This is a genomic window from Citrobacter sp. Ce104, assembly GCF_030334595.1.
In the GTDB taxonomy this organism is placed as follows: Bacteria; Pseudomonadota; Gammaproteobacteria; order Enterobacterales; family Enterobacteriaceae; genus Citrobacter; species Citrobacter europaeus.
The window spans coordinates 482,280-499,352 of record NZ_JAOWDP010000064.1; the positions used below are offsets into that span (position 1 = coordinate 482,280).

At 55.6% G+C, this 17,073-nt stretch carries 13 protein-coding genes; 7 read left to right on the top strand and 6 right to left on the bottom strand.

Going from position 1 to position 17,073, the window contains the following annotated elements:
- Window positions 1–123 precede the first annotated feature (123 nt).
- Window positions 124–1,080, top strand: coding sequence for a Fe2+-enterobactin ABC transporter substrate-binding protein (fepB, locus tag OGW16_RS12980; RefSeq protein WP_047412778.1), 957 nt, complete (start codon window positions 124–126; stop codon window positions 1,078–1,080).
- A 53-nt stretch (window positions 1,081–1,133) separates the two neighbouring features.
- Here fepB and entS read toward each other — a convergent pair whose 3' ends face one another.
- Complete coding sequence (entS, locus tag OGW16_RS12985) at window positions 1,134–2,372, bottom strand: enterobactin transporter EntS (RefSeq protein WP_043015535.1); 1,239 nt, start codon at window positions 2,370–2,372, stop codon at window positions 1,134–1,136.
- A 109-nt stretch (window positions 2,373–2,481) separates the two neighbouring features.
- Here entS and fepD point away from each other — a divergent pair, with 109 nt between their 5' ends.
- From fepD to fepC, 3 genes are read left to right on the top strand one after another with little or no spacing between them, the layout of a single operon-like run.
- Window positions 2,482–3,489 carry a Fe(3+)-siderophore ABC transporter permease gene (gene fepD, locus OGW16_RS12990; RefSeq protein ID WP_043015534.1) on the top strand — a complete coding sequence of 336 codons (1,008 nt, stop codon included), beginning with the start codon at window positions 2,482–2,484 and terminating at the stop codon, window positions 3,487–3,489.
- Window positions 3,486–4,478 (top strand): iron-enterobactin ABC transporter permease, encoded by a 993-nt coding sequence (gene fepG, locus OGW16_RS12995; protein ID WP_043015533.1) that lies wholly within the window; start codon window positions 3,486–3,488, stop codon window positions 4,476–4,478. The genes fepD and fepG overlap by 4 nt, the downstream gene beginning before the upstream one ends.
- Window positions 4,475–5,278 carry an iron-enterobactin ABC transporter ATP-binding protein gene (gene fepC, locus OGW16_RS13000; RefSeq protein WP_075145017.1) on the top strand — a complete coding sequence of 268 codons (804 nt, stop codon included), beginning with the start codon at window positions 4,475–4,477 and terminating at the stop codon, window positions 5,276–5,278. Before fepG ends, fepC begins: the two co-directional genes overlap by 4 nt.
- Window positions 5,279–5,311: 33 nt before the next feature.
- Here the strand turns inward: fepC and entF are convergent, their stop codons facing one another.
- From entF to fes, 3 genes are read right to left on the bottom strand one after another with little or no spacing between them, the layout of a single operon-like run.
- Window positions 5,312–9,202, bottom strand: coding sequence for an enterobactin non-ribosomal peptide synthetase EntF (gene entF, locus OGW16_RS13005; protein ID WP_193144635.1), 3,891 nt, complete (start codon window positions 9,200–9,202; stop codon window positions 5,312–5,314).
- Window positions 9,199–9,417, bottom strand: coding sequence for an MbtH family protein (locus tag OGW16_RS13010; RefSeq protein WP_047412796.1), 219 nt, complete (start codon window positions 9,415–9,417; stop codon window positions 9,199–9,201). Before OGW16_RS13010 ends, entF begins: the two co-directional genes overlap by 4 nt.
- Window positions 9,418–9,447: 30 nt before the next feature.
- Window positions 9,448–10,665, bottom strand: a complete 1,218-nt coding sequence (gene fes, locus OGW16_RS13015) for an enterochelin esterase (RefSeq protein ID WP_087051587.1) — start codon at window positions 10,663–10,665, stop codon at window positions 9,448–9,450.
- Between the two features lie 253 nt (window positions 10,666–10,918).
- Between fes and OGW16_RS13020 the strand changes: the two genes are divergently transcribed.
- The gene (locus tag OGW16_RS13020; protein WP_080625578.1) at window positions 10,919–13,192 is read left to right on the top strand and encodes a TonB-dependent siderophore receptor; all 2,274 of its coding nucleotides are present in this window, start codon (window positions 10,919–10,921) and stop codon (window positions 13,190–13,192) included.
- A gap of 48 nt (window positions 13,193–13,240) precedes the next feature.
- Window positions 13,241–13,864 (top strand): enterobactin synthase subunit EntD, encoded by a 624-nt coding sequence (entD, locus tag OGW16_RS13025; protein ID WP_087051588.1) that lies wholly within the window; start codon window positions 13,241–13,243, stop codon window positions 13,862–13,864.
- Between the two features lie 3 nt (window positions 13,865–13,867).
- Here the strand turns inward: entD and OGW16_RS13030 are convergent, their stop codons facing one another.
- Together OGW16_RS13030 and OGW16_RS13035 are read right to left on the bottom strand one after the other, a co-directional pair.
- A complete protein-coding gene (locus OGW16_RS13030) occupies window positions 13,868–14,803 on the bottom strand; it encodes a transketolase family protein (protein WP_008784049.1) in 936 nt (311 codons plus the stop codon).
- Complete coding sequence (locus OGW16_RS13035) at window positions 14,796–15,626, bottom strand: transketolase (protein WP_003831177.1); 831 nt, start codon at window positions 15,624–15,626, stop codon at window positions 14,796–14,798. The genes OGW16_RS13030 and OGW16_RS13035 overlap by 8 nt, the downstream gene beginning before the upstream one ends.
- A gap of 361 nt (window positions 15,627–15,987) precedes the next feature.
- Between OGW16_RS13035 and OGW16_RS13040 the strand changes: the two genes are divergently transcribed.
- Window positions 15,988–16,938 carry a sugar-binding transcriptional regulator gene (locus OGW16_RS13040; RefSeq protein WP_003831176.1) on the top strand — a complete coding sequence of 317 codons (951 nt, stop codon included), beginning with the start codon at window positions 15,988–15,990 and terminating at the stop codon, window positions 16,936–16,938.
- Window positions 16,939–17,073 lie beyond the last annotated feature (135 nt).

Consider the following 17,073-nt stretch of genomic DNA (forward strand, 5'->3'; position numbering starts at 1 on the left):
TAAAAGCAAAGCGCCGGTATGTCAACTCTTGTGGTAGCACAATGTGCGACTTTGGCTTGCATCCTTGCCCGCTAACAATGAAAATGAGAAGCATTACTTATACTGATAACAGGATGCTGATTCGTGAGTCTCCCCTCTTTTTGTCGTACCGTGCTCTTACTGGCTGGTTTATCTATTTCAGGAATTTCTTCAGGTCACGCCGCCGACTGGCCGCGTCAGGTTACCGACAGTCGCGGCACGCATACGCTGGAGCATAAGCCACAGCGAATTGTCTCCACCAGCGTCACCCTCACCGGCTCGCTGCTGGCGATTGATGCCCCGGTCATCGCCAGCGGTGCCACTACGCCGAACAACCGCATCGGCGATGCACAGGGCTTTTTACGCCAGTGGAGCGAAGTGGCAAAGGCGCGCAAACTGAGCCGTTTGTACATCGGGGAACCGAGCGCTGAGGCCGTAGCGGCACAAATGCCGGATCTGATTCTGATAAGCGCCACTGGGGGCGATTCAGCCCTCGCGCTTTACGATCAGCTGTCCACCATTGCGCCAACGCTCATCATTAATTACGACGATAAAAGCTGGCAGTCGTTGCTGACCCAGTTAGGTGAAATTACCGGTCAGGAACAACAGGCGGCATCCCGTATTGCCGAGTTTGATAAGCAACTGCAGGCGGTTAAGCAACGTATCACCCTGCCGCCACAACCGGTCAGCGCGCTGGTGTATACCGCCGCGGCGCACAGCGCCAACCTGTGGACCCCTGAGTCGGCGCAGGGCAAACTGATGGAGCAATTAGGTTTCACGCTGGCCCCGCTGCCTGCCGGTTTGCACACCAGCCAGAGTCAGGGCAAACGCCACGATATCATCCAGCTTGGCGGTGAGAACCTGGCGGCTGGCCTGAACGGCAAAGCGCTGTTCCTGTTTGCTGGCGACAGCAAAGATGCCGATGCCATTTATGCCAATCCGCTTCTGGCGCATCTGCCAGCCGTGCAGAATAAACGTGTTTATGCTCTGGGTACGGAAACCTTCCGTCTCGACTACTACAGCGCGACGTTGCTGCTGCAGCGTCTGTCGGCTCTGTTTTAATCGCCCGCGCCGGATACGGCTAATGCCTTATCCGGCCTCCCCTGGGCATAACGTTAGCTGGCATTCACGGGCATTTGTCGGAATCGGCGCACTTCACCCAACAGCAGCAGCAGTAGCAGACCGATAATCACCAGCCCAAAGCCACTCACGCTTGCCGAAGCGACCGGCGTCATTATCGCGCCCAGACCACCTAACAGCGCCGCGCCAATCGCATCGCCGGTAACGTTCTGCGCCGTCCACAAACCGTTAATTCGCCCAAGCATTGCTTCCGGCGTCTGCGTCTGTAACAGGGTGTATTGCAACAAAGAGCTGACCGCACTCAACCAGCCGAACAGCGCCAGGCAGACAACCCCAAGCTGCCAGACCGGCATCAGGCCAAACAGACCAATTGCCAGGAACGACGCTACGGTTGATGCCAGCATGATCAGTCCCGGACGAACGCTGTGCGCCAACTGTCCGCTGGTCAATGCCCCCACTGCCGCGCCAAGAGGAATGGCGGCATACAGCAGACCAATTTGCGCGCTCGACATGTGCCAGTTAATTGCCAACGCCGGATACAGCACGCGCACGGCGCTCGCCATAGTCAGCAGACCGCCGAGCAGCGCAATGCCGCCAATTAACGGGCTGGCAAGCAGAAAGCGAAATGCTGCCAGCAGCGATTTCAGCGGATGCTCACGCGGCTGTGGCGGAGGCGGCAACGCGGGAAGACTCAACAACGGCAGCAAGGTAATGAAAGTACCCGCCGCCGCCAGCCCGTAGTTCCAGGCCACGCCGCCGGTCGCGAGCAGCACCCCGCCAAGCATCGGCGAAATTACCGAACCCAGGCGTACCGTCAGCATGGTAATTGCCCCGGCCTGCATCAAATTCTCGCGCCCGACCAGCGCCGGCGTTGCCGCCAGCAAAGCGGTTACGCCCAACGAGGCAAAGAAACCGTCCCATAAGCCAAGCAGATAAATGGCCAGTAACGATGGTTCGGGCAGCAGCGCATTCAGACATAGACCAATAAAGCCGACGCCGCAGGTTCCACGCGCCAGCAGGATCACTTTTTTACGCTCATAGCGATCGGCCAGCACCCCGCCCACCATCAGGCCAATAAACATTGCGCTGCCGGTCAGCGTCACCGATAAACCTACCTGCCAGGTCGACTGAGTCATCATCTGGATCTGTACCGGAACCGCCACGCCGAGTAGCCCCAGAGAGACAATGGAAATAAAACGGGCGAGGAAGACGGCGCGAAATGCAGGGTGGGTCTTTAACAGGCTGAGATTGAGCAGCCAGGATTGTCGATTCATTACAGAGCCTTACCAGGTACTTTTTCAATATCCATTCGATGGCTGCACATGCTAACATATCCAAATAAGATCGATAACGATAATTACTATCATTATCAGGGAAGTTGATATGTCATGCTCTGTTTCCGCGACACGCGCCTTCGCCGTGCCCGGACTATTGTTATTACTTGTTCTCACCACGGTATTAAGTCTGGTTATTGGCGCCAAGTCGCTACCTGCCTCCGTGGTGCTGGATGCGCTCACCGGCAGTTGTCAAAGCGCTGATTGCACCATCGTGCTGGACGCGCGCCTGCCGCGTACGCTGGCGGGGCTGCTCGCGGGTGGCGCGCTTGGCCTGGCTGGCGCATTAATGCAAACGCTCACGCGTAACCCTCTCGCCGATCCCGGTATTCTGGGCGTCAACTCTGGCGCCAGCTTCGCTATTGTGCTGGGAGCCGCGCTGTTCGGCTTTTCCTCTGCGCAAGAGCAACTGCTGATGGCCTTTTGCGGGGCGCTGGCCGCATCACTGATCGTTGCATTTACCGGTAGCCAGGGCGGCGGACAGTTAAGCCCGGTACGTCTGACGCTGGCGGGCGTAGCGCTGGGCGCGGTGCTGGAAGGATTATCTACCGGCATCGCCCTGCTCAATCCGGACGTCTACGACCAGTTGCGTTTCTGGCAGGCCGGTTCACTGGATATCCGTAGCCTGCAAACGCTAAAGGTTGTTCTGGTACCGGTACTGATTGCTGCGGCTGTCGCGTTATTCCTCAGCCGGGCACTGAATAGTCTGAGCCTTGGCAGCGACACCGCTACCGCGCTTGGCAGTAAAGTCGCTCGCACGCAGTTTATTGGCCTGCTGGTGATTACCGTATTGTGCGGCAGTGCAACCGCGATTGTCGGCCCTATCGCTTTTATTGGCCTGATGATGCCGCATATGGCGCGCTGGTTGGTGGGGGCGGATCACCGCTGGTCACTGCCCGTAACCCTGCTGGCAACCCCTTCTCTGTTACTGATTGCCGATATCATCGGTCGCCTGATTGTCCCCGGTGAGCTGCGCGTTTCGGTAGTCAGCGCCTTCATCGGCGCGCCGGTGCTTATCTTTCTGGTACGGCGGAAACCGCGTGGAGGTGGCGCATGATGCATCTCCCTCGCCGCCTGATAATCAGCAGCCTGCTGCTGGTTGTAGGATGTCTCGCCGTTGGCTTGTGGAGCCTGCGTAGCGGCGTCGTTACGCTGGAAACCCAGCAAATTATTGCTGCCCTGCTCGGCGATGCGCCGCGTAGCATTACACTGGTGGTGACCGAATGGCGTTTGCCACGCGTGCTCATGGCGCTATTGATTGGCGCGGCGCTCGGCGTGAGCGGCGCAATATTTCAGTCGCTGATGCGCAACCCGCTGGGTAGCCCGGATGTGATGGGTTTCAATACCGGGGCCTGGAGCGGTGTGCTGGTGGCAATGGTACTGTTCGGACAGCATCTTACCGCTATCGCGCTGGCAGCCATGCTGGGTGGGGTCCTGACCTCTCTGGTAGTCTGGGCGCTCGCCTGGCGCAATGGTATCGACACCTTCCGGCTGATTATTATTGGTATCGGCATACGCGCTATGCTGGTCGCGTTCAACACCTGGCTATTGCTGAAAGCATCATTAGAAACCGCGCTGACGGCCGGGCTGTGGAACGCCGGTTCGCTCAATGGCCTGACCTGGGCCAAGACCTGGCCTTCTGCCCCACTGATTATCATCATGCTGGTGTGCGCCACGCTGCTGGTACGCCGGATGCGTTTGCTGGAAATGGGTGATGACAGCGCCTGCGCGCTTGGCGTCAGTGTAGAACGCTCACGTCTGATGATGATGCTGGTAGCGGTTGTACTGACCGCTTCCGCCACCGCGCTGGCAGGTCCAATCTCGTTTATTGCCCTTGTCGCCCCGCATATCGCGCGGCGGATTAGCGGCACATCGCGCTGGGGATTAACCCTGTCGGCGTTGTGCGGCGCGTTGCTGCTGCTGATGGCGGATTTATGCGCCCAACAGCTCTTTATGCCTTATCAGCTTCCGGTGGGCGTTGTCACCGTAAGCCTCGGCGGTATTTATCTTATCGTCTTGTTAATTCAGGAGTCCCGCAAAAAATGATCGAATCAGTAGCCCGTTTGCGTGGCGACCAGTTAACGCTGGGTTATGGCAAGTTTACCGTGGCGGAAAACCTCAATGTGTCGATTCCCGACGGTCACTTCACCGCAATCATCGGGCCAAACGGCTGCGGGAAATCAACGCTACTGCGCACGCTGAGTCGTTTGATGACGCCCGCGCATGGCAAGGTCTGGCTCGACGGCGAGCATATTCAGCACTATGCCAGCAAAGAGGTTGCCCGCAGAATAGGTTTGCTGGCGCAAAACGCCACCACGCCGGGTGATATTACGGTACAGGAACTGGTTGCCCGCGGGCGCTACCCGCACCAGCCATTGTTTACCCGCTGGCGCAATGAAGATGAAATCGCGGTATCTAACGCAATGCAGGCGACGGGTATCACACATCTTGCATCACAAAGTGTGGATACCCTTTCCGGTGGACAACGCCAGCGCGCATGGATTGCGATGGTGCTGGCGCAGGAAACGTCGATTATGCTGCTTGATGAACCCACCACCTGGCTGGATATCAGCCATCAGATCGATCTGCTGGAGCTGCTGAGTGAGCTCAATCGGGAGAAAGGTTATACGCTGGCCGCCGTTCTGCACGACCTCAATCAGGCCTGTCGCTATGCGACGCATCTGATTGCGCTGCGTGACGGAAAAATTATTGCCGAGGGTGCGCCAAAGGAGATAGTCACCGCGCAGCTTATTGAAAAAATCTACGGTCTGCGCTGTATGATTATCGACGATCCGGTTGCCGGAACGCCGTTAGTGGTGCCATTAGGACGTACGGCGAACAGGTAAACACCGCCACCTCCGCAGAGGTGGCGAGACCATTTACTGAATGTCTTTGAGCAGGTCACACATGACTGGCCCAATCTTCTCAAACGCCTCAGGGGTTATGATATCAACGTGCGCGCAGTCCTGACGATAGACATCCAGACTGGATATCCACGGCGACCAACTGCGCTCCGGACTGACTCCCGGCACTAAGGTACGCTCAGCGACGAACAGCGTGGCGTGACCAGCAAACGGCACGCTGTGTGCCGTGGTGAGCAGGCGAACCGCATCGGCGTAGTTACCTTCGATTGCGTTAAATAAGGTCTCTGACGCATTACCCTGCTGCGCAGCCAGAAACGCTTCACGCTCGCGCGCGATCTCCGCCAGTACCGCTGGATCTAACCCATTGGCCTCTTTATCCTGCCAGTTTTGCGTTTCCGGCGGCCAGGTATCGAGCAGTCCCAGGAATGCAACTGTCTCTCCTCTGGCATGTAAGCGCGCGGCAATCCCCTGCGCCAGCGTGCCTCCCAGCGAGTAACCTAATAAATAGTAGGGACCATGAGGCTGCTGGCTGAGCAGCGTTGCCAAATGATGTTCACATACCGCATCAAGGTTCTCCGCCGTTTGCATAGGGCCATCCGGCCGTGGAGACTGAATGCCGGTAATCGACCATTGCGGGCTGAGGTAGCGCGACAGCACGCTAAACTGCCAGGCAAAACCCGACGCCGGATGGAAGCAAAACAGCGTTGGCCCGTGACTTTGGCGCAGCGGCAGTAGCGTCTCAAATCCCAGACGCTGCGACTGCTCATCATCATTGCTCTCCAGCAGTGCGCTCAGTTGTTCAACGGTAGAAGCCACCATTATCTGCCCAGGCGTCACCTGACGCTCAAAAGCCCGGCTCAACTGCGCTGCCAGCTTCATCGCCAGCAACGAATGACCACCAAGCGCAAAGAAGTCCGCCTCCACGTCATTCACCTCGCAACTCAGCAAAGCCGCAAAAGACTGTGCGATGGTAGTTTCAGTCCCTGTACGCGGCGCGCGCCCGGAAGTACGCGACGTCAACTGCGGCATCGGCAGCGCTTTACGATCCAGTTTACCGTTCGCGCTAAGCGGTAGCTCCGCCAGTTGCAACAATACCGTTGGCACCATATGCGCAGGCAGTTTTTCACGCAGACTGTCCCGCAATGCGGACGTATCCAGCGGTAACCCCGATTGCGACACCAGATACCCCACCAGTTGACGCGCATCGCCGCCTGTCGCCGCCGCCTGGTTGAATACGCAGGCATGGGCAACGGCATGCTCGACATCAGGCAACTGCTGCATCACCCGATCAATCTCACCAAGCTCAATGCGTTGTCCGCGAATTTTAAGCTGGTCATCGCTGCGCCCAAGGTATTCCACCGCGCCATTTTCCAGCCAGCGCGCCACATCCCCGGTACGGTACATGCGTTCGCCGGCGTTAAACGGATCGGCGATAAAGCGGCTTGCGGTCAGATCCGCTCGCCCCAGGTATCCTTGCGCCAGTTGGATCCCCGTCAGATACAGGTCACCCGCCACGCCGAAAGGCACCGGGCGCATCATGGCATCCAGGATGCGTAAACCTGTATTCCATACCGGATAACCAATCGGCACGCTGTTGCCGGTTACGGCGGCAAGTTCATCCCCACAGGCCGGATACCAGCTCACATCGACCGCCGCTTCCGTTGGCCCGTATAAATTGTGCAGTGGCGCACGAGTCAACTGCTCCCACTCGCGACATAAATCTGCAGGCAAGGCTTCACCGCTGCAGAATACCCGTTTCAGCGAGGCGCAACTCTCCCGCGCGGTTTCCGGCGTCAGTGAAGCGACAAAAGCGGCCAGCATCGAAGGAACGAAGTGCGTGGTCGTCACCCCGTATTGGGCAAAGAATTGCTGCATCGCCAGCGGATCGCGGTGCGCCTCAGGTTCCGCCATTACCAGTTTAGCCCCGGCAATAAACGGCCAGAAAAACTCCCATACCGAGACGTCAAAACTGCACGGCGTTTTTTGCGCCACCACATCATCTGCGGCCAGCGGGTAGTGATTTTGCATCCACAGCAAACGGTTAACGATGGCGGTTTGCCCAACCATTACCCCTTTTGGTCTGCCGGTAGAACCGGAAGTAAAAATGATATAGGCCGTATGATTGGGTTGAGATAGCGCCAGCGGAGCTGCATCTTCTGCTGGCAGTGGCGCGTTGTAGCACAGACTTTCCAGCGCCGGAATATCGCTAAAGCGCGCCAGTTGCTCTTCGGTCGCGATCAGCAATTTCGGTTTTGCGTCTTCGAGCATCATCCGCAGGCGATCGTCCGGGTATCCGGTATCCAATGGCAGCCAGGCGGCTCCTGCCTCAACAATACCGTGCAATGCCAGCGTCAGGAACACGGAACGCGGTAATGCCACGGCTACGCTGTCGCCAGGGCGGACGCCACGCTCGCGCAGAAGCTGCGCCAGCGCCACGACCTGCTGGCGCATTTCGCGATAGCTAAACTGATAACGGGCATCGGCCAGCGCCGGGGCATCCGGCGTTTTATCAGCCTGCTGCGCCACCAACGCGCTCAGCGTAGTGGACGGGATCTCCACGGTGGTGTCGTTAATCTTCGCCAGCCGCTCATGTTCTGTTGGCAACAGCATCCCGGCGTCGCCGCAGCATAGCGCCGGATTGTCGGCAAACTGCTCGATAAGCCCGATTAAACGTGATGCATGCTGCGCCAGCGTCTCGGCTTCATAACGTTGTTTATTGGCCAGGATTTCAATACTCAGACCGCCGTTTTCATCCGGGAACAGCGCCAGCTCAAGATCGTTCACCGGCCCCGTCGCCAGCGTATGAGTTCGCGCCTGCACGCCGGGAATATTGAGCTGATAGTCGAATATTTTCACGTTCAGCACCGGGCCAAACAGAGGTTCAGCACCGGCTGCGCGCCCGCTGTCGCGAACAATTTGCTCGGCATCATAACGCTGATGTCGGCGCATTTTCTTTAACTGTCCGGCCAGTCGTTGTGCAAGCGCAGGCAAGCTTTCTGCCGCATCCAGTTGCACACCAAATGGCAAAACGTTTAAAACGGGTCCGCTGGACGTCAGCGCCGCCGATCCCATGCGCCGCATAAAGATAAACCCGGCTGCATAATCCATTCGGCTGCACAAACGTCCCAGCCACAACGCCACCAGCGCGAGGGCCAGATCCGCACGCTGAACGTCAGGCATACGTGCCGCAAGCCGGCGAAACTCCCCTTCAGGCGCGGTTAACTTCAGACGAATGATATCCGCGCTGGCTGACCGCCCCGGCAGTGGTTTATCAGATAGCGATGCCGGAGGTGGGAGTTGCTTTCGTTGCTCGCTCCAGAAGGCGCCGTCGCGTTGCCAGGCATCACTCTGACGATACTGTTGATACTCTTCCACCACCTCAGCAAATGGCGTAAAAGGTGATTCTGGCGTGGACTCGCCATGCAGCCATGCGCGGTAAATCGCGGCTATCTGGCGGGTAATGGCCGGAAAACTGAAGCCATCAACCAGCAGATGATGATAACGCTGATACCAATACCAACGCTTGTCTCCCACCTGAATGAGCAGGTGAAAAACCAGCGGTTTGCCGCTATCAGCACGTATGTCCTGCTGCAGGTCTGCCTGCATCAACGCTCGTGCCGCCTCATGGGGATTGGATTTTTCACGCAGGTCAATAACGTCGGGTTGCGCAAAGGCGAGCGCGGGGTCTACCCATTGCCAGACCTCGCCGTTATCTTCGCTAAACCGCATCCGTAGGGTATCTGCCTGCTCCAGACCCGCCACAACCGCTTTTGCCAGTAACGGCGCGTCCAGTTCGCCGGTTAATTCTACGTAGTGCGCCACGCTCCATGCCGAGGGCAATGTGGAGAGTTTTTCCGCCATCCAGATCCCCGGCTGAGCCGCGACTAATGGTAAACGCTGAGTCATGGAGCCTCCTGCACATCGACGTAATTTGCTGGCGTCAGCGTGGTCCAGTTTGCATCCAGCCATTGCTGGCAGGCTTCCTGGGATTGGGGTTCGCACGCGACCGTCCAACCAGCAGGAAGTGAGCATTGTCGCGGCCAAAGGCTAAACTGACGTTGGGGATTTTGCAGAATGTAAAACTGGCCCTGCGGATTATCGAAGGGGTTACTGAATTCCATACTCAACTCCTGTCGTGGAACGTCGTCCGGTTAAATCGTGTCGGTAAGCGGTTGCCAGAGCGTTATAAGCCCTTGCATCAAACCGCCGCGCCAGCAAAGCGCATCGTGTCCGCCATCAACCTGACGCCAGAAAATAGACTGTGGTGCAGAGGGTAACTGGGCATATAGCGCCTGATTAGCGCGAAAAATAATGGGCTCGCGGATCCCGGCTTCCAGGACAATACGCAGCCCCTGAGCACTGACCTTCCCGCTCTTCAGTTGCTCAACGATCGTCCCATCCTGATAACCACCGCGATGCGGCCACCAGTAAGAGCCCGACTGGCTGAGTACGCAGCCAAAGCGCGCGGGCCAGTTTAGCCCGGCATACAGCGATGACAATCCGCCAAAACTTTGTCCGGCGACCACCGTGCGCTGCGGGTCATCACTGAACGCGGTTGTCGTCTTCACCAGCGGCAACAGCTCCTCTTGTACCGCCAACCAAAAATCCGCGTTACACGGCAGTTCGCGGCTACGGTGAGCCGTGTCGATGGCATCAATCAGGAGATAAACGGCAGGAGGAAGGTGCCCACGATGCGTAAGTGAAGTTAGCGCAGGCCAGACCGGCATACTCTGCGCCCAAAACTGTCCGTCCAGCAGGATAGCCAACGGACGCGTTTCGGGTTGAGCATCACCGGTGGTAAACACCCATACGCGACGCGTATTGCCGAGCCTGGCGCTACGCCATTGCAGACACACTGTGGGTGAATCGGGGTTTTCAGGTCGATCCCATCCTGGCTGTACGGGTGCCTCCGGCATTTCCAGCGCAGACACCGCGTGGCCACGACCGCCCTGCCAGCTCTGCGAATTAAGGGGGTCAGCAATAGCCTGCGGCAGTAATTGCCGCCAGCCTTCACGCAGCGCGGTTCGGTCAGGGGTGTCGCCCAGCGCCTGCGGTGCAAAAATATCGTTGCGCGCTGTTGGGATAAAACAGTAACTGCCACGCCAGTTGGCGCTGAGGGAAACACTCCAGCACCAAATATTCGTTCCATCAATGCGTCGCATCGACTGAGGGGTAGCATTTTGATGGTGGTCGGTGACGCCGGTGATATAAACCCAAACGTGATGAATGGCTGACTCTTTCTCCGTTCCCTGCGGGTCACGCCACCAGAAGGTTACCCGATAATTTCCGTTGTCTTCACGCTCCCACTCCGGGCCTTTTTTTGACTGCCACCACGCCTCGCTTCCCATCTTTAACGTCGTCACCGCCATAACCCCATGTTTATCGTGAAATTTTATGATCTAGCGTGAAATATATTGATAATATTATTGATAACTATTTGCATTTGCAATAGCGTATTGTCGCGCTGTGGGAAGCGCGCACAGTTTTTCACCACTTATAAACCGACCTGGCACTGCGTACTTTTTCTGGAATGGAGGGTTTACGCGGATGCGGGCGACATCAGGCCAAATGCCGCAACACGGCACATTGGAACTCGTGGCTAAAAGAACAGCAGGACATACAATGAACAACAAGATTCATTCACTGGCCTTATTGGTCAATTTAGGGATTTACGGGGTAGCCCTGCCAGCAATGGCAGAAGATCAAACCGATAGCGCCGCAGTCTCTCATGAAGACACCATCGTCGTTACCGCTGCCCAGCAGAACCTGCAAGCGCCGGGCGTTTCAACCATTACCGCTGATGAGATTCGTAAGAATCCTCCCGCTCGCGATGTGTCGGAAATCATCCGTACCATGCCAGGCGTTAACCTGACCGGTAACTCAACCAGCGGACAGCGCGGCAACAACCGTCAGATCGATATCCGCGGCATGGGGCCAGAAAACACCCTGATTCTGATCGACGGTAAACCGGTTACCAGCCGTAACTCCGTACGCCAGGGCTGGCGCGGCGAGCGTGATACCCGCGGCGATACCGCCTGGGTCCCACCGGAAATGATCGAACGTATTGAAGTGCTGCGCGGTCCTGCCGCGGCACGCTATGGCAACGGTGCGGCTGGCGGCGTGGTGAATATCATCACCAAAAAAGGCAGCAATGAATGGCACGGCTCCTGGGATACCTATTTCAACGCCCCGGAACACAAAGATGAAGGTTCGACCAAGCGGACCAACTTTAGCCTGAATGGCCCATTGGGCGGGGATTTCAGCTTCCGTCTGTACGGTAATCTCGATAAAACTCAGGCCGACGCGTGGGACATCAACCAGGGCCATCAGTCTGAACGTACCGGCACCTACTCCAACACCTTACCCGCCGGTCGTGAAGGGGTAATCAACAAAGACATTAACGGCGTGGTTCGCTGGGATTTCGCCCCGCTCCAGTCACTGGAACTGGAAGCTGGCTATAGCCGTCAGGGCAACCTGTATGCGGGTGACACCCAAAACACCAACACCAACCAACTGGTGAAAGATAACTACGGGAAAGAGACCAACCGTCTTTACCGCCAGAACTACTCTCTGACCTGGAACGGCGGCTGGGATAACGGCGTCACCACCAGCAACTGGGTGCAGTACGAACACACGCGTAACTCCCGTACACCGGAAGGCCTGGCAGGTGGTACTGAAGGGATTTTCGACCCGAATGCGTCACAAAAATATCTCGACGCCGACCTGAGTGACGTCATGCTGCACAGTGAGGTCAGCATTCCGTTAGATCTGCTGGTTAACCAAAATCTGACGCTTGGTACCGAATGGAACCAGCAGCGCATGAAAGACATGTTATCTAATTCACAGACCTTTATGGGCGGTGATATTCCAGGGGCCAGCAGCACTAACCGTAGCCCGTACTCAGATGCAGAGATTTTCTCTCTGTTTGCTGAAAATAACATGGAGCTGACCGACAGCACGATGCTGACGCCAGGTCTGCGTTTCGACCATCACAGCATCGTCGGCGACAACTGGAGTCCGTCCCTGAACCTGTCCCAGGGTCTGGGTGACGACTTTACGCTGAAAATGGGCATCGCGCGCGCCTATAAAGCGCCAAGCCTGTATCAACTTAACCCGAACTACATTCTGTACAGCAAGGGGCAGGGTTGCTACGCCACCGGTTCCGCGACCGGTATTGGTTGCTACATGATGGGCAACGACGATCTGAAGGCCGAAACCAGTATCAACAAAGAGATTGGTCTTGAGTTCAAGCGCGACGGCTGGCTGGCTGGGGTAACCTGGTTCCGCAACGATTATCGCAACAAAATTGAAGCAGGTACGGTACCGTTCGACAGAACGTCTATCACCAACAAAGGGAAGACGACTTACACCGATATCTACCAGTGGGAAAACATTCCTAAAGCGGTGGTTGAGGGCCTGGAAGGTACGTTGAACGTGCCGGTTAGCGAAACCGTTAACTGGACCAACAACATCACTTACATGCTGCAAAGTAAGAATAAAGAGACCGGCGAACGCCTGTCGATTATTCCTGAGTACACGCTGAACTCGACTCTAAGCTGGCAGGCACGCGAAGATTTGTCGCTGCAGTCCACCTTCACCTGGTACGGCAAACAGCAGCCGAAGAAGTACGATTACCAGGGTAAACCGGTAACCGGTAGTTCGGCGAATGAAGTCAGCCCGTACAGCATCGTCGGCCTGAGCGCGACCTGGGATGTGACGAAAAACGTCAGCCTGACTGGCGGCGTGGATAACGTCTTCGACAAACGTCTGTGGCGTGAAGGTAATGCCCAGACCACGGGCGATATTGTAACCGGGAACTATATGGCGGGCGCTGGCGCATACACCTATAACGAACCGGGCCGGACGTGGTTCATGAGCGTTAACACGCACTTCTGATAACGTTTTCCCTCTCCTCGCTGCGGGGAGAGGGAAATTATAACTATCATGCACATCACGCACACACCGCTCACTTTCGCAGACCACACGCTGCACATTGTCGAGTTCGATCCCGCCAGCTTCCATGAGCACGACCTGCTCTGGCTCCCCCACCACACTCAGCTTCAGTCCTGTGGACGTAAGCGTAAAGCTGAGCACTTAGCTGGGCGTATTGCCGCAGTACACGCGCTGCGTGAGTTTAGTCACAAAACCGTACCCGGCATCGGCGCGCAACGCCAACCGTTGTGGCCGCAAAATCTGTTTGGCAGCATCAGTCATAGCGGAACAATCGCCCTGGCCGCGGTATCAACGCATCCCGTCGGGCTGGATATAGAAACTATTTTTACGCAGCAAATGGCGAACGAACTGGTAAGTAGTATTGTCACCAATACAGAAAAAGCGTGGTTGGCTAATAGCGGTCTGTCTGTGGAGCAGGCTCTCACGCTGGCATTTTCCGCCAAAGAAAGTGCCTTTAAAGCAACCCAGGCGTCACAACAATCAGTCGCCGAATTTACGCAGTATCAAATCGTTGAGTTGCAACACAACCAAATGATACTACGTGCTCACAGCCAGGCGTATCGCGTGCAATGGCGGTTCTCGGGTAATGATGTAATCACACTGGCAACAGTGTGAACGTCACAGCAGTTCTCGCGCCTGAGCAGCGATAGCTGCGGCGTCAAAACCATGATGCTGACGTAGCCAGCCACGATCCGCTGCCGCTGCATACTCTCCATCCGGAATGCCTAAACGCTTTAACACCGCCCCGACTCCGCCCTCAGCCAGCACTTCTGCCACCAGGCTTCCCAACCCACCATTAATGTTGTGCTCTTCTACGGTAATCACCGCTTTGCTGCCCTGTAGTGCTGACAACAGGGCTTTGGTATCACATGGTCGAATTGAAGGTACACTGACCACCTTCGCCTGAATACCGGCATCAGCCAACAGCGCAGCGGCATCAACAATTTCATGAACTGTCGAGCCCGTTGCCACCAGCGCCACATGCTCCCCTTCACGCAGCGTCAACACCGCCCCCGGAACAAAACGGTAACTCTCGTCATGAAGTTCCGGCAGTGCTTTTCCATCAAGACGAATATATACCGGTCCCTGATAGCCAATCGCATAATCGATAATCTGTCGGCACTCTCGTGGCGAAGATGGGGCGAAAATCTGGATATTGCCGAAGCCTCGCATAATGGCAATATCATCGATCGAATGGTGAGTGCTCGCCAGCGGACCATAGCTGGCACCGGCATTAAGACCGAATAGCTTCACATTGGTATTGTTGTAGCAAACATCGACTTTAATTTGCTCATTGGCACGGGAGATAAGAAATGGCGCAGCGTTACAGGTGACGGCGACCTTACCGCCAAGTGCAAGTCCTGCCGCCGTTCCAACCATGCTTTGTTCGGCAATACCTACGTTGACCAGGCGACCGGGAAACTGCTTTATAAAAGGAGCAATTTTCGCGGTTGATGTCGAGTCCGCTACGACCGGCACCAGGTCAACACCCTGTTCCACTGCATCAATGAACGCCTGAACCATGACGTTCGCGAGGTGTTCTGCATTACTCATCTTTTAACTCCTCCAGAGCCAGTTCGATCTCTTCACCTTTTGGCACCCGATGGTGCCATTCAGGGCGCCCCTGGATAAACGATATACCCGCGCCTTTCGTGGTATTGGCAATGATGACGTTAGGTTTGCCATCCTGCTTAAGTCCTTCCAGCGTGGCGACAACCGACGCCATATCATTCCCCTGACACTCAGTCACCGTCATACCAAATGCCTGCCATTTTGCGGCAAGCGGATCGGTATTCATGATTTCGCGAGTCGGTCCGGCTAATTGAAGATTGTTCTTGTCATTAATAATGATCAGGTTATCGAGGCCATAATGAGCAGCAGCCAGCGCCGCTTCCCAGTTACTTCCTTCGGCCAGTTCGCCATCGCCTGTGATTAAAAAGATGCGGCGTGAACTGTTACTTTTCTTCGCAGCCAGAGCCAGTCCCACCGCAACAGGTAAACCGTGGCCCAGAGCACCGGTATTCAGTTCAATACCCGGCGTTTTCTGGCGCACCGGGTGTCCGGGAAGATGGGAATTGGCATGTTGATAGGTTTCCAGCCAGTCAACGGGAAAAAAACCCGCCTCCGCCAGAACGCAGTAGTAACAGCCTACCGCGTGACCTTTAGACTGGATGTAGATATCCCGAGCCTCATCAGCGATACGCTCCGGAGCGACATTGAGTATACGAAAATAGAGTGCCGTCAACAGCTCAACTTGAGACAAGTCCGCACCAGTATGCCCACCCGCAGGGCTGTTAGCATTTAATCTAACGATGTGACGGCGAACCGCCCGCGCTTTGCGCTCAAGAGTCTGGATATCATAGTTCCAGGGATTCATTTAGCACCTCTGAATTTATTTTCAATATGGAATATTTATTCCGCGTGGGACTAAAAAAACCAGAATTTCCCATACGTCACATCTTCAGGCTTACGCCGTTGTATCATGCTCAGGAACATTCTGCCTCCTTACCGCGACCACACTGACGCTGGTAATAATAAGTTGACCTGTAACCACCATGAATATATATTCACAAATGATTCTTTATTCAATTATGCAACCTAATTTTCGTATTTGTCCATAGCTGTTTTGGAGGATTGGTTAAAGTTAGAGCTTTATCACACTTACCTGTCTTCAATTTTCGCGTATGATAAAACGCATTAAGATAATGGCGGTACGTAAATGATTTTCGAGGAAATATATGGCTAAGCAGGACGAACAACGGCTATTGGTTAAAATCGCTACCCTTTACTATCTTGAAGGACGCAAACAGTCCGATATTGCTCAACTTCTCTCGCTTTCTCAGTCGTTTATCTCCCGCGCCATCACCCGCTGTCAGAAAGAAGGGGTGGTGAAAATCAGCGTTGTCCAGCCCTCAAATATCTTCCTGAATCTTGAAAAAGGGATCGAGGAACGTTACGGCATTAAGCAGGCCATTGTGGTCGATACCGAAGAGGATGCCAGCGACCACACCATCAAACGCGCCATTGGTTCTGCCGCAGCCCACTATCTGGAAACCCGACTGCGCCCCAAAGATCTGGTGGGCGTTTCCTCATGGAGTTCGACGATCCGAGCGATGGTGGATGAAGTCCATACGCAGAACCTGAAAGCCGGCGGCGTAATTCAATTGTTGGGCGGCGTGGGTCCTAACGGCAACGTACAGGCCACAATTCTGACGCAGACGCTGGCACAACATCTGAATTGTGAAGCCTGGCTGCTGCCTTCGCAGAGTATCGAAGGCTCGGTTGAAGAGAAAAACCGTCTCGTTGCCAGCAAAGATGTCGCCGATGTGATTTCACGCTTTGATAACGTAGACATCGCCATTGTTGGCGTCGGGATCCTCGAACCGTCCCAATTGCTGAAAACATCAGGCAACTACTACCACGAAGATATGTTGCAGGTACTGGCTGATCGCGGCGCGGTCGGAGACATTTGCCTGCATTACTACGACAACAAGGGCCAGCCGGTATTGCAAGATGACGAAGATCCCGTAATTGGCATGGCCCTGGACAAGGTAAAAAAATGCCCGAATGTCGTGGCCCTTGCTGGCGGTACAGACAAAGTCGCGGCAATTAAAGGGGCGTTGAACGGAGGTTATATCGACGTGCTTATTACCGACTATCCTACCGCCCGGATGCTGGTCACCTCCTGATCCTCGATTCGCTGATAGCCTTTGCACGAAAGATAAAAAGCAAAGGCTGTGACTAAAATCTATATATTTCAATGAACTGAAAGGTTTCACCTCGCCTTAATTTATTCTTCTTTCTGTTATTATCCCGTCTATGTA